15 protein-coding genes are annotated in these 13,563 nt (G+C 65.8%); 13 read left to right on the forward strand and 2 right to left on the reverse strand.

Translation table 11 applies throughout. The annotated features are described in order from the left end of the window. The first annotated feature begins 23 nt into the window (after positions 1-23). The 7 genes from MUK72_RS04120 (at position 24) to MUK72_RS04150 (ending at position 5,886) form a co-directional block, all read left to right on the forward strand. Positions 24-443 (forward strand): NusA-like transcription termination signal-binding factor, encoded by a 420-nt coding sequence (locus MUK72_RS04120; protein WP_244704194.1) that lies wholly within the window; start codon positions 24-26, stop codon positions 441-443. Positions 444-843: 400 nt separating this feature from the next. Next, positions 844-1,272 (forward strand): 30S ribosomal protein S12, encoded by a 429-nt coding sequence (locus MUK72_RS04125; protein WP_004051589.1) that lies wholly within the window; start codon positions 844-846, stop codon positions 1,270-1,272. Then, positions 1,269-1,880 (forward strand): 30S ribosomal protein S7, encoded by a 612-nt coding sequence (locus tag MUK72_RS04130; RefSeq protein ID WP_244704196.1) that lies wholly within the window; start codon positions 1,269-1,271, stop codon positions 1,878-1,880. Before MUK72_RS04125 ends, MUK72_RS04130 begins: the two co-directional genes overlap by 4 nt. Before the next feature lie 284 nt (positions 1,881-2,164). Beyond that, on the forward strand, positions 2,165-2,842 hold the full coding sequence (locus MUK72_RS04135) for a DUF6230 family protein (protein WP_004051587.1): 678 nt from the start codon (positions 2,165-2,167) through the stop codon (positions 2,840-2,842). A gap of 45 nt (positions 2,843-2,887) precedes the next feature. Continuing rightward, on the forward strand, positions 2,888-4,894 hold the full coding sequence (locus MUK72_RS04140) for a DUF6114 domain-containing protein (RefSeq protein WP_244704198.1): 2,007 nt from the start codon (positions 2,888-2,890) through the stop codon (positions 4,892-4,894). Continuing rightward, positions 4,891-5,265 (forward strand): DUF6114 domain-containing protein, encoded by a 375-nt coding sequence (locus tag MUK72_RS04145; protein ID WP_244704200.1) that lies wholly within the window; start codon positions 4,891-4,893, stop codon positions 5,263-5,265. The genes MUK72_RS04140 and MUK72_RS04145 overlap by 4 nt, the downstream gene beginning before the upstream one ends. Before the next feature lie 90 nt (positions 5,266-5,355). After that, positions 5,356-5,886 carry a hypothetical protein gene (locus tag MUK72_RS04150; protein ID WP_244704202.1) on the forward strand — a complete coding sequence of 177 codons (531 nt, stop codon included), beginning with the start codon at positions 5,356-5,358 and terminating at the stop codon, positions 5,884-5,886. A 17-nt stretch (positions 5,887-5,903) separates the two neighbouring features. Here the strand turns inward: MUK72_RS04150 and MUK72_RS04155 are convergent, their stop codons facing one another. After that, positions 5,904-6,653 (reverse strand): DUF5781 family protein, encoded by a 750-nt coding sequence (locus MUK72_RS04155; protein WP_244704204.1) that lies wholly within the window; start codon positions 6,651-6,653, stop codon positions 5,904-5,906. Positions 6,654-6,898: 245 nt separating this feature from the next. Between MUK72_RS04155 and MUK72_RS04160 the strand changes: the two genes are divergently transcribed. Then, positions 6,899-9,085, forward strand: coding sequence for an elongation factor EF-2 (locus MUK72_RS04160; protein ID WP_004051582.1), 2,187 nt, complete (start codon positions 6,899-6,901; stop codon positions 9,083-9,085). 289 nt (positions 9,086-9,374) lie between these two features. Here the strand turns inward: MUK72_RS04160 and MUK72_RS04165 are convergent, their stop codons facing one another. Next, positions 9,375-9,593 carry a hypothetical protein gene (locus MUK72_RS04165; RefSeq protein ID WP_244704206.1) on the reverse strand — a complete coding sequence of 73 codons (219 nt, stop codon included), beginning with the start codon at positions 9,591-9,593 and terminating at the stop codon, positions 9,375-9,377. A 123-nt stretch (positions 9,594-9,716) separates the two neighbouring features. On the opposite strand from MUK72_RS04165, the gene MUK72_RS04170 reads away from it, so the two are divergent. The 5 genes from MUK72_RS04170 to MUK72_RS04190 all read left to right on the forward strand — a co-directional run bounded on the left by MUK72_RS04170 (position 9,717) and on the right by MUK72_RS04190 (position 13,563). Continuing rightward, complete coding sequence (locus MUK72_RS04170; RefSeq protein WP_007739589.1) at positions 9,717-10,244, forward strand: amino acid-binding ACT domain-containing protein; 528 nt, start codon at positions 9,717-9,719, stop codon at positions 10,242-10,244. Next, positions 10,241-11,191, forward strand: coding sequence for a homoserine dehydrogenase (locus MUK72_RS04175; RefSeq protein WP_244704208.1), 951 nt, complete (start codon positions 10,241-10,243; stop codon positions 11,189-11,191). The genes MUK72_RS04170 and MUK72_RS04175 overlap by 4 nt, the downstream gene beginning before the upstream one ends. A 132-nt stretch (positions 11,192-11,323) precedes the next feature. Next, entirely contained in the window at positions 11,324-12,589 is a 1,266-nt protein-coding gene (tuf, locus tag MUK72_RS04180; RefSeq protein ID WP_244704210.1) for a translation elongation factor EF-1 subunit alpha, read from the forward strand. Beyond that, positions 12,586-12,897, forward strand: coding sequence for a 30S ribosomal protein S10 (gene rpsJ, locus MUK72_RS04185; RefSeq protein ID WP_204365460.1), 312 nt, complete (start codon positions 12,586-12,588; stop codon positions 12,895-12,897). Before tuf ends, rpsJ begins: the two co-directional genes overlap by 4 nt. A 57-nt stretch (positions 12,898-12,954) precedes the next feature. Continuing rightward, the gene (locus MUK72_RS04190) at positions 12,955-13,563 is read left to right on the forward strand and encodes a rhomboid family intramembrane serine protease (RefSeq protein ID WP_244704212.1); all 609 of its coding nucleotides are present in this window, start codon (positions 12,955-12,957) and stop codon (positions 13,561-13,563) included.

Raw genomic sequence — 13,563 nt, forward strand, 5'->3', positions numbered from 1 at the left:
CGCCGAACCACACTTCACTCACCATGCGCGTCACGCTTTCCGATACCGCACTCCGACACATCGCCCTGTTCGAGGACGTCACGGGCGCGACCGCGGTCGATTGCCTCGTCGACGACGACCGCGTCTGCTTTCTGGTGGCCACCGGCGAGATGAGCGACGCGATCGGCCCCGACGGAACGACCGTCGAGCAGGTCGAAGAGCGGCTCGACAAGCGGGTTTCGCTCGTCGAGAACGCCGACACGGCCGAACTGTTCGTCGCCAACGCGCTCGCACCCGCGGTGGTGCACAACGTGACGATCAGTGAGAACGCTTCGACCGTGGCCTACGCCGAGGTCGATCGAGCCGACACCGGCGTCGCGATCGGCCGCGACGGCGAGACGATCGAGACCGCTCGCCGGCTGGCGGAGCGTCAGTTCGACATCGACGACATCGAACTGGCCTGAATCGGTTGTTTTTGAATTTCGATAGTGGTCGTGCTATAGTTCTGCTGCAACACCGAAATTGGGTTGCGTTCGGTGTTCCACCGCAACGCTGCGAAAACCGACGACAATGAAAGACCGCAACCGCACCGCCCCGCACAGCCCACATGCCTCCCCAGCCGATTCGCTCGCTGCGTTCGCATCGCTCACTTCGCTCGCTCATCCACCGTCAGAACTTCGTTCTGACGAGCCTGCACTCACTTCGCTCGTGCAGACCTCGCGCGTTCTCCGGCCTCCGGCCGGATTCATCGCGCGCCACCGCTACCGTTTTCACTCATCAGTCAATTTGGGGGAACTCGCCCGTCGGCGCTCGGGGCGGCCTGAAACGGGAGGCATAAGTGCGCCCATCGGATAGCAGGGGTATATGGCCAACGGCAAGTACGCTGCGCGGAAACTCAAAAAGGACCGTCAAAATCACCGGTGGTCCGACTCGAAGTACGCCCGACGCGCCCGCGGACTGAAGGAGAAGACCGACGCGCTCGAAGGCGCGCCGCAGGGTCGGGGCATCGTTCTGGAGAAGGTCGGCATCGAGGCCAAACAGCCCAACTCCGCGATCCGCAAGTGCGTGCGGGTCCAGCTCATCAAGAACGGCCAGCAGGTCACGGCCTTCTGTCCGGGCGACGGCGCAATCAGCTTCATCGACGAGCACGACGAGGTCACGATCGCCGGCATCGGCGGCGCGAAGGGTCGTGCGATGGGCGACCTCTCTGCGGTGAACTACAAGGTCGAGAAGGTCAACGGCGTCTCGCTCATCGAACTCGTGCGCGGTAACGCGGAGAAACCCGTCCGATGAGCGAATCCGACGCCCCCGAGCCCGACCAGCCCGCCGGCGCTGAGGAAGCGACCGGCGCGAAGCTGTTCGAGCGCTGGGACGTGACCGGGATCGAGTACGACGATCCGAGCACCGAGCGCTACATCACCGTGACGCCGGTCGAGCACACGATGGGTCGTCATGCCGGCAAACAGTTCCAGAAGAGCGAGATCTCCATCGTCGAGCGACTCATCAACCGGCTGATGCAGACCGACGAGAACACGGGCAAGAAACAGCAGGCCACCCGTATCGTGCGCAACGCCTTCGATCTCATCGCCGAGCGCACCGAGGAGAGCCCGGTGCAGGTGCTCGTCAGCGCCGTCGAGAACGCCGCCCCGCGCGAGGAGACCGTCCGGCTGAAATACGGCGGGATCTCGGTCCCGCAGGCCGTCGACGTCGCTCCCCAGCGCCGCGTCGATCAGGCGCTCAAGTTCATCGCCGAAGGGACCCACAGCGCCTCGTTCAAGTCGCCGACCGACGCCCACGAGGCGCTCGCCGAGCAGCTCACCGGTGCGGCGAACTACGACGTCCAGACGTACGCCGTCAACCAGAAAGAGGAGAAAGAGCGCGTCGCGGCCGCCGCCCGCTGACCGTTCGCACAGTTCTTTTCGGTTTTCGATCCTTGCCGTTCGGTCAGCCATCGCTTTGACAGCAACGACTGTTATATAAACAACCATGTATAGCGGGGGGAACAGTCACAGGCATGGGTATGGTTAGTACGGGTGTCATGGACGGTGTCGTAGCGTGGGACGTCGACGCGATGCGGAAGCCTCCACGCGGGCGTCCCTCGGCCGCACACGCGGGGAGCCACCGATGGCGGTGGGTTGCCGGCACACACCGTTCGGGCGTCGCACTCGACAACAGGTGATACACCATGTACGATAAGAAAGTCTTGGCGAAGGGGACGGCGGTGTCGTTCGGCGTCGTCGCGCTCGTGGCGATGCTCATCGTGAGCAGCGGCATGGCCTTCGCCGCACCGATCAGCGGCATCGGCGGGTTCACGATCAAGGCCGACGAGCTCCGGGGCGACGACCTGTACCTCTATCCGGGCGTGAGCGACACGAGCGAGCGCGAGGGCGTCCCGGTGGCGACCGCGGAGTTCTCCTCGGTCGAGATCGACGGCCTCGAACTCGCCAAGGAGCTCGAGGACGTGCCGGCCATCGGCGGTAACGCGCGTATCGTGATCACTTCGACGGACACCGTGACGGCGGATTCACTCCTCGTCAAACAGACCAAGCTTCAGGCCAGTTCGTCAACGTTCAACGGACTGTTGATCGACGAGGAGAACGCGAAATACAGCGACTCGTTCAAGCAGGTCGCCCCATCGACGGGCGAACAGCGTCAGGAAGGCGTCGATAGCGCGACGGGTGGTCCGAAGACGCTTGACTTCTCGAACGCGTCGAACCCGGGGATCGTCCTCCAGAACGCGACGATCCGGGCTCACTACCAGGCGGTCAACGAGATCTCGATTCCGGGTCTCACGCTCGCCGCCGAGTACGACAACAACGGTGACGGTGACTACACCGACGACGGCGACGTCACGCTGAGCTAACGACGGCCGATACGTTTTTCCACCACGACACACAGAATGGTTGAAATGACACAGTCCGGGTCGGGCGGTGGTAACGGGTCAGTTGGAACGCGACGCGCCCGGTTCGACCGCTGGCGGCGCGGCCGGCCGTTCGCCGGCGGTGCGCTGTTGGTGGTGGCGTCGCTCGTCATCGCGTGGATCCCGATCAACATCGCGCCCGACACCATCCTCATCGGTGAGACGCTCTCGCCGATCGGGCTGTTGTTCGCCGCGCTGGTGTTCCTCTGTGGCATCTTCGCGCTCACCCGGCCCGGCAACGCCGACATCTTCGGGATCTTCGGCGTCGTGTTCTCGATCTTCTCGCTCTACGGCGCGCTCGGGGGCTTCATCATCGGTACCGGTCTCGGTATCATCGGCGGCGTGCTCTGCTACGCCTGGCGTGACGAGGACACCGAAGACGGGGACAACGGCGGGGGCGGCTCCGGCGGGACCACGGAGGCCGATTTCGAGTTCACCGACGACGGGGCCGACGGCGAGGGATCCGACGACGGACTGTTCGGCACGCGATCGCCCGCGCAGCGTGCGGTGAGCGCCGACGGCGGCGGTGCGGGCGGCCGAACCGCGTCGATCGCCCTCCTGCTCGTCTCGGTGATCGTTCTCGGCGCGTTCGCCCACCCGCTCATGACGGCGGCAGCCCGTGACTTCCCCGAACAGGAGGGGATCGACGGCACCGTCGTCGTCGCCGATGAGTTCTCGGGCAGCGGCTTCAACCACGAAAACGTCACGACCGATAGTTCGAACCGCGAGAGCGTCCCGGCGGGGAAGTTCTCGTTCAAGAGCAACGTGAACATCGAGGGGCTGACGATGTACAAGAACTTCCGTGGCGGCCCGGGTGGAGCGTCACATCTCACGATCAAGGGATCGTCGGCGTCGGCTCCGGGCGGGCTCTCGCTGACGGCCTCGGAGGCGTATTTCGGACGACTGGGGATCGGCAAGGATCCGGTCGTCATCCCGGCGGCACGCAAGAAGTGGTCGACGTGTCCCGGCGAGGACTTCCTGTTCTCGATCGGTGATCTGGGGCCGCTGCCCGGTCCGCCGATCGATTCGAGCAAGGTGGTGACGAACACGCATCAGCTGTCCGCGCAGTCGATCACCATCGAGAACCTCGAGCTCACGATGCAGGGCGGGACGAAATCGACGAGCGTCTCGGGGACCCCCGAATGTACGAAAAACCCGATCGAGCCGGTGTTGGATCTCATCACGGCGAACGCGCTCGCATTGCTGACCGATGAGGGCGTCATCAGCCCGAACGTGACGACCAACAACTTCACGGTCAGCGACTTTGCGGCACCCACCGAGGTCCAGCGAAACGAGAGCTACGACGTGAACGCGACCGTGACGAACGCGGGCTACATCGGGGACGAGACGACCGTCACCTATCGCCGTGACGGCGAGACGCTGGCCCAGCGCAACGTCACGCTCGGTCCGGACAACGAGACGACCGTCTCGTTCACCGATATCGGGACGGACGGACTGAGCCCGGGCGAGTACGACCACGCCATCACGGCCGGCGCGAACGAGACCACCGGAACCCTCACCATCACCGCGCCGAACAGCTCGGCAAACGCGAGCAACGCCTCGGCCAACGTGTCGACTGCGGCTGCAAACGGCACGAACGCGTCGGCGAACGCGACGAGCAGTCCGAATCGGACGAGCGCAGGAAACGAGACGAGCACGCCCGACGAAAACGGGACGACTACGACGTCCGAGCCGACGACGACAGCCGAGCCAACGACGGCAGCCGAACCGACGACATCGACGGCGACGCCCACTCCGACCCCATCGGGCGACGCTCCGTCGACGACCGCAACTGACACCGCCTCGCCAACGCCGACAGCAACCGATGCACCGACGGCGACGACAACGGAAGCCGCCACGGCCGCGGCAGCGGGAGCCGGAAACGCATCGGCGACCACGGAATCGGTGACCCCGACCGCTCGGCAAAACAGTACGAACGGCTCGTCGCTTATCGGCACTCCCGTGTTGGCGAGCGATCGTCAGGAGCGACGATGAGCACCGAACGGCTGAGGCTGTCGGCCCAGCGGGCACGGTTCGGCGAGTGGCGGGCGTCGCGACCGTTTCTCGGCGGCGTGCTGTTGGCACTCGGTGGCGTCACCGTCGCGTTCGTGCTGATATTTTCGATGGGGATCACGTTCGCCCGAGCCAGCCCGTCGGCGTTCGCACTCGTCGCGGCGACGGCGACCTTTCTCTGTGGCGTCTTCGCGCTCGTCGAACCCGATCTTGCGGGGCTGCTCGGCGTGGCCGGCGTCGTCTCGGTCGTCGTTTCGCTCGTCGGCACGCCGCTCGGGGCCGTCCTCGGTGTGGTGCTCTCGATCCTCGGCGGCAACCTCTGCTATGCCTGGCAGCCCGAGGCGGAGAGCTAACTCCGCGCGCGGTCGAGTGCAACCGATGACAGCACCGACTGCGTCCCGCGTCCCTTGTCCTCCCACCGTCCGTCCAGCACGGGTGGATCGATGAGCGACGATGACGACGGATTCGTCTTCGACGACGAGGACGAATCGCTGTTCGGGTCGTCCGATACGGCGTCAAGCAACGGCGAGCGACGCTTCGGGTCGAACGACGGAGCCGCATCCCCTGAACGATCGTCGCTTGACGGCATCACTACGACGGTCGCGACGGTGGTGCTGGTGGCCGTGTTGGTCGCCGTCGCCGGGGCGGTGGCCTATCCGGTCGTGATGGATGTGTTCGACACCGGCGGATCAACAGACGGGCGTGTGCCGGGCGACGGTAGTGGCTCGGGGAGCGTTTCGACTCAGGCAACGCCGACTGGCCCCTCGACGGAGATCGTGGTGACGGTCGCACCACCGACGACGAACGCATCGGAACCCAATCGCTCGTCGACGCGGGACACGGCGCGGTCGACGCGGACAACGTCGACAACGACCCCGTCGACGACCGAACGGACCACGACGGAGCGATCGACCGTCGCCGTCGAGGAGTTCCCGGCCGGCGAGCCGGCCGACGGAAACGAGACTCCCGATTGAGCACGGTGTCAGGTTCGTCAGTCGGCGGCGGAACTCGTTTGGAGGGCGTATTCGCGGGTCGCGTCGACGAGCGCCTGTCGGTACTGGCTCTCGTCGGGATCGGCGACGAGCTCCCGAAAGCGGTGTTTGAACGCTGCGAGATCGGTTCCCGGAGCGTCGTTGGCGGCGGCGTGAGCGAGATCGTAGAGGCGGTGATCGTCGGCGATGCAGTCGTGGCGTTCCAGGAGGGCGAGCGCGAAGGCCGCGTTGACGGCCGTGATCTCGGGATCGGCTGCGGGCGTCAGCCGCGTCCAGCGGGGCGGGTCGACCGGTCTGTCGGCGATCGCACCCGCGAGACTCGATTCGAGGAAGGACACGAGCCTGTCGGCCGGTCCGACGCTCAGGGTGATGTCGTCGGCGTAGATGTCCTTCATGTGGTTCGCGATCTGATGGCAGTGGACGAGTCGCCGGCGCTCGACCGAGTGGCCCGCGAGCGCGAGCGTGAGCGCCTCCGTGGTCGATTGGATATGTGACGGATGCGACTGCTCGTACCGACGCATATGTGAGTATTCGTGGAGCGCGAGTGGGCGCGCCATCGCGCTGGTCGCGGTCTGACGGGAAATGTTGAGCACGTGCCGGTCGTCGTAGTGAGCGCTCCACGTCCGCGAATCGGGATCGGTGCGAACGTGGACGTGAACCGGGAGCGCGAGGTCGTGTTCGGTCGTGAAGAGATCCTGCGCCCCCAGAAACGGGTCCGCCGGACCGGGCGAATGCACGCGAACATCCATGTGTCCGTTTAACACGGGCTGTGGCGGTATGATTCTTGTGTCGGGGGCAAGACGCCCGCCAGGGTTCGTGATCGGGCCGGATTTGGATCCCCGTTCCGTTTCCGTCGGGCGCTGTGTGTCACGACGGTTCGTCGTTCGATTTCTATTCGTCGTGAGTAGCGAAGCCGGCCGAATTTCCCGACGTCATCGGCTCCGGGACTGGAAACAGCACCCTTTTGACCCTCCTTCCGATACGAATTCGCATAATGGGCCGACGTAAGAAGATCGTTCAGGAATGCGAACGGCTGATGGACAATCCGGAGAACATCCGGAACATCGCCATCGCCGCACACATCGACCACGGCAAAACCACCCTCACCGACAACCTGCTCGCGGGCGCGGGCATGATCTCCTCGGATCTCGCCGGCGAGCAGCTGGCGATGGACACCGAGGAGGACGAGCAGGAACGGGGCATCACCATCGACGCGGCGAACGTCTCGATGACCCACGAATATCAGGAGACCAACCACCTCATCAACCTCATCGATACCCCCGGCCACGTCGACTTCGGCGGCGACGTGACGCGGGCGATGCGCGCGGTCGACGGAGCGCTCGTGGTGGTCGACGCGGTCGAGGGGACGATGCCCCAGACCGAGACCGTGCTGCGCCAGGCGCTCCGCGAGGGCGTCAAACCCGCGCTGTTCATCAACAAGGTCGACCGGCTCATCAACGAGCTCCAGGAAGGCCCCGAGGAGATGCAGGAGCGCCTCCAAACCGTGATCGGCGACGTCAACGAGCTCATCCGTGGGATGGCCGAGGAGAAATACGAGGAGGAAGGCTGGCAGGTCTCCGTTCAGGACGGGACTGTGGCCTTCGGCTCGGCGCTCTACAACTGGGCGACCAGCGTCCCCCAGATGCAGGCGACGGGCATCGACTTCGCCGACATCATCGACTACAACCGCAACGACGAGATCGACGAGCTGCGCGAGTACTCGCCGCTCTCGACGGTCGTGCTCGACATGGTCGCCGAACACTTCCCGAACCCCGTCAAGGCCCAGCCCGAACGGGTGCCGACCGTCTGGCGGGGCGACGACACGACCGAACTCGCCGAGGGGATGCGTCTCGTCGACGACGAGGGTGATGTCGTCTTCATGGTGACCGACATCGGGATCGACCCCCACGCCGGCGAGATCGCCACCGGACGACTGTTCTCGGGAACGCTCGAACGCGGCCAGGACCTCTACGTCTCCGGCACCGCCGGCACGAACCGCATCCAGTCGGTCGGGATCTTCATGGGCGGCGAGCGCGAGGAGGTCGAACGCGTCCCCGCAGGCAACATCGCCGCCGTCACCGGTCTCCGGGACGCGATCGCCGGTTCCACCGTCTCGTCGTCGGAGATGACGCCGTTCGAGTCGATCGAGCACATCTCCGAGCCGGTGATCACCAAATCCGTCGAGGCACAGAACATGGACGACCTCCCGAAACTGATCGAGACGCTCCAGCAGGTCTCGAAAGAAGATCCCACGATCCGGATCGAGATCAACGAGGACACCGGCGAGCACCTGATCTCGGGACAGGGCGAGCTCCACCTCGAAGTGATCACCCAGCGCATCGAGCGCAACCAGGGCATTCCCGTCACCACGGGTGAGCCGATCGTCGTCTTCCGCGAGGCCGTCCAGCAGCCCTCCGACACGGTGGAAGGTCAGTCGCCGAACCGCCACAACCGGTTCTACCTCACCGTCGAACCGCTCTCGAAGGAGATCACCGAGACGCTCAAACGCGGCGAAGCGTCGATGGACATGCCCGAAACCGAACGCCGCGAGGCACTCCAGGAAGCGGGCATGGACAAGGACACCTCCCAGGAGATCGAGACCATCCACGGGACCAACATCCTCGTCGACGATACGAAGGGCATCCAGCATCTCAACGAGACGATGGAGCTCGTCGTCGAGGGCTGGGAAGAGGCACTCGATGACGGCCCGCTGGCCGCCGAACCCGTCCAGGGGACGCTCATCCGTCTCGAAGACGCCCGCCTCCACGAGGACGCCATCCACCGCGGTCCGGCACAGGTCATTCCGGCCGTTCGCCAGGCGGTCCACGGTGCGCTCATCGACGGCCGCATCTCGATGCTCGAACCGATCCAGAACGTCCGCATCGACGTCCCGAGCGAGCACATGGGCCCCGCCTCCGGTGAGCTCCAGGGTCGCCGTGGCCGCGTCGACGACATGTACCAGGAAGGCGATCTGATGGTCGTCGAGGGCGTCGCCCCGGTCGACGAGATGATCGGCTTCGCCTCCGACATCCGCTCGGCCACCGAGGGTCGTGCCTCCTGGAACACCGAGAACGCCGGCTTCCAGGTGATGGCCGACAACCTCCAGCCCGACACGATCATGGAGATCCGCGAGCGCAAGGGCATGAAGCTCGAACTGCCCGCGAGCGTCGACTACTTCTAGAACTCCACTTTTTTACTCCTCGGGTGGCCTCCCTGCGGTCGGCCACCGCTCGTCGCAAAAACCTGGACTAAAAAGACCTGCTCACTCGGCCTCCGGCATCGTTCGCAGTGAACCGCGCTCGTCCCACTCGCGCGGACTCCAGATCACCTCCGCTACCGCAAACCGCACAGCACCACAGAAGCCCTCACTCGCTCACTACGTTCACTCGTTCGCCCTTCATCCGCCAGGAACCGAAAACCACCACCGCACAGCCACCGCACCGCGGCCGCGGCGCGGCGGCTCGATCCGCTTAGAACGGCAGGTAGCGCTCGTAGAGATCGTCGATTCGGCGGTTGAGATCGTCGCCGCTCTGGGAGCCCCACGGGTTGCGCGAGAAGTAGTACATACTCGCGAGGATCACACCGATGGTGACGGAAAATCGCGGCGTGACGGCGCTGAGGACGAACGCCGAGAGGCCGGCGACCACTCCTGCGATGAGAACGTCCACGATCTGATAGGCGACGGACATGCGGCCGATAGCAGCGCGGGCGGCCTAAACGGTTCGGACGCGAGCGGAAACGCTGGTGTTTATCACTGCCGCTGTGTGACAGCGTGGTATGCATCGAGTCGAGCGGCCGACGGGTGGGGAACGATGAGCGACGCGTCGGAATCGCGCTCGGCCTACACCGTGCGCCTCGAACTCGTCGACGAACCCGGCGAGCTGCTCCGTGCGCTCGCACCCATCGCCGACAACGGCGGCAATCTGCTCTCGATCTTCCACGAGCGCGGCTCGCTCACGCCGCGCGGCCACATCCCCGTCGAGGTCGATCTGGAGGCGACGCCCGAGCGCTTCGAGACGATCGTGAGCGCGCTCCGCGAGGCCGGCGTCAACGTCATCCGGGCGGGCGCGGAGCGCTACGGCGAGGAGCTCTCGGTCGTGCTCGTTGGCGATCTCGTCGAGACCGATCTCTCCGATACGCTCTCGCGCGTCGAGCAGGCGAACGCCGCCGTGGCCGACGTCGCGCTCTCGGCACCGGCGGGCACCGACGAACCGTCGAGCGCGCGACTCCGGCTCGCGACCGAGACCGGCCAGCGCGAGCGCGCGCTCGACACCGTTCGCGAACTCGCCGACGAGAAGGACCTCCATCTCGTCGAGCCGCTCGCAGGGGGCGACCGATGAACATCGCCGTCGTCGGCTGCGGTGCGGTCGGGCGCGCGGTCTGCGAACTCGCCGGGAGCTACGGCCACCGCGTGACAGCGATCGCCGATTCGACGAGTGCCGCCGTCGACGAGAGCGGTCTCGACGTCGCAACCGTTCTCGATCGCAAAGCCGAGCGCGGTACCGTCGGATCAGGCGACCGGGAGCACGCTCTCGCCAGCGAGTACGACGTCCTCGTCGAGGCCACGCCGACGACGCTCGGCGACGCCGAACCCGGGTTCTCCCACGCCGAGCGCGCGCTCGCCCGCGACGCACACGTCGTGCTGGCGAACAAGGGACCGGTCGCCGAGCGTTACGGCGATCTCCGCGCCGCGGAGCGCGACAGTGACGGAACCGTGTTGTTCGAGGCGACGGTCGGCGGGGCGATCCCGATCCTCTCGACCATCGCCGACCTCGGTCCGGAGGACGTGACGGCGGTCCGTGGCGTTCTCAACGGGACGGCGAACTTCGTCCTCTCACGAATGAGCGCTGAGGGGTTGGACTACGAGCACGTGCTCGCCGAGGCCCAGGATCTCGGGGTGGCCGAAACCGACCCTACCTTCGACGTCGAGGGCACCGACGCCGCGCTCAAGTGTGTCATCCTCGCGAACGTGCTCGGCGACGGTGACGTGACCCTCGACGATGCGCAGGTCGAGGGGATCACGCGACTCACGCCGAGCGCGCTCGATCTGGCGAGCGAGGACGGACGGACGGTGCGACTCGTCGGCGAAGTCACCGACGGCGAGGATCCGACCGTGCGTGTCGGCCCGCGACTCGTCCCCGAGCACGGGACGCTCGCGGTGACGGGCACCCAGAACATCGTCCAGCTGGAGACGCGCCACGCCGGGCAGTTGAACCTCAGCGGGCGCGGTGCGGGCGGACGGGCGACGGCGTCGGCGGTGCTCGCCGACATCGGCCGACTGCCCTGAGACGAGACCGAAACCGTCGACAGTCGGGTCGAATCGGCCGTGTGCGCCCGATTCGCTGCGGGAGGTATCGTAATCGTTTTAACCGGAACCACAGTAAACATCCGACATAGCGCCCCTGCGCGTGAGACACCAATGGCAGACAAACCACACCAGAACTTGGCCGTCATCGGCCACGTCGACCACGGAAAGAGCACGCTCGTCGGACGACTCCTCTACGAGACGGGGAACGTTCCCGAGCACGTCATCGAACAGCACAAAGAGGAAGCCGAAGAACAGGGCAAGGGTGGCTTCGAGTTCGCCTACGTGATGGACAACCTCGCCGAGGAGCGAGAGCGCGGTGTCACGATCGACATCGCCCACCAGGAGTTCGACACGGACGAGTACTACTTCACCATCGTCGACACCCCTGGCCACCGCGACTTCGTGAAGAACATGATCACGGGCGCGAGCCAGGCCGACAACGCCGTGCTCGTCGTCGCCGCGGACGACGGCGTCCAGCCCCAGACCCAGGAGCACGTCTTCCTCGCCCGCACGCTGGGCATCAACGAGCTCATCATCGCGGTCAACAAGATGGACCTCGTCGACTACGAGGAGAACCGCTACGACGAGGCCGTCGAGGAAGTCAAGAGCCTGCTCGATCAGGTTAGCTTCGACACCGACAACGCGGGCTTCATCCCGGTGTCGGCGTTCGAGGGCGACAACATCGCCGAGAGCTCCGACAACACGTCGTGGTACGACGGCGAGACGGTGCTGGAGGCACTCAACGACCTGCCCGAGCCGAAGCCGCCGACGGACGCACCGCTTCGGCTGCCGATTCAGGACGTCTACACCATCTCGGGCATCGGTACGGTACCGGTGGGCCGCGTCGAGACCGGTGTTCTGGAGACCGGGGACAACGTCTCCTTCCAGCCGAGCGACGTCGGCGGCGAGGTCAAGACCGTCGAGATGCACCACGAGGAGGTCCCCAACGCCGAGCCGGGCGACAACGTCGGCTTCAACGTCCGCGGCATCGGCAAGGACGACATCCGCCGCGGTGACGTCTGTGGGCCGGCCGACGACCCGCCGACGGTCGCCGAGACGTTCCAGGCACAGGTCGTCGTGATGCAGCATCCGAGCGTCATCACGTCGGGCTATACTCCTGTGTTCCACGCCCACACGACGCAGGTCGCCTGCACGATCGAATCGATCGACTCGAAGATCGACCCGGCAAGCGGCGAGGTCGCCGAGGAGGAACCCGACTTCATCCAGTCGGGTGATGCCGCCGTCGTCACCGTGCGCCCGCAGAAACCGCTCAGCATCGAGCCATCGGGCGAGATCCCCGAACTCGGGAGCTTCGCCATCCGCGACATGGGTCAGACCATCGCCGCCGGCAAAGTGCTCTCGGTCGACGAAGCATAATGCAGCAGGCGCGAGTCCGCCTCGCCGGCACGAGCCCCGAGGATCTGGACGACATCTGTGACGACGTTCGCGAGATCGCCACCAAGACCGGGGTCAACCTCAGCGGGCCGATCCCGCTGCCGACGAAGGAGCTCGAAGTCCCGGCACGGAAATCGCCCGACGGTGAGGGAACCGCGACGTGGGAGCACTGGGAGATGCGCGTCCACAAGCGGCTCATCGACCTCGACGCCGACGAGCGCGCACTCCGCCAGCTCATGCGCATTCAGGTGCCAAACGACGTCAGCATCGAGATCGTCCTCGAAGACTGAGGATTTTACCGGTTTTTCACCCGCAACGCTTTCCATCCCCAGCCGTGAGGAGGGCGTATGGCTCGTCTCGGGGGCAGTCCGACCGTCCAGACGCTCGCGGTGATGGCCGTCGTCTTTCTCGGCCAGCAGGTCGCCGGGCTGATCGGCGCGATGGGGTTTTTCTTCGTGCTCGGACCGACCGTCCCGCTCCGACCGTGGACATTGTTGACGAGCATCTACGCTCACGGGAGTCTGCCCCATCTGCTCGGCAACGCGGCCATGCTCGTCCTCGTGGGGTTGATCGTCGAGTCGTTCACGTCGACTGCGCGCTATCACGCGTTTTTCATCACGACCGGCGCGCTCTCGGGGCTCGCCCAGATCACGCTGTTGCCCGGCAGTCGCGTGCTCGGCGCGAGCGGTGCGATCTTCGCCTTCCTGGGCTATCTCGTCGCCGCCAACCCGGTGTCGAGTTCGGTGCTCGACGTGCTCCGACTGCGCCGGCGCACCCAGCTCGTGCTGTTCGCGCTGCTCGCGGTCGTCGTCACGCTGCTGACCGGTGCGCCGGGCGTGGCACTGGTGGCGCATTTCACCGGCTTCCTGCTCGGGCTGCTCGCCGGTCGCCTCGGCGTCTTGGGGACGAGTCGGCGTCGCGGGCAAACACAACATACAAGCGGACCGCCCGGGTAG

This window comes from Halococcus dombrowskii, from assembly GCF_022870485.1.
In the GTDB taxonomy this organism is placed as follows: domain Archaea; phylum Halobacteriota; class Halobacteria; order Halobacteriales; family Halococcaceae; genus Halococcus; species Halococcus morrhuae.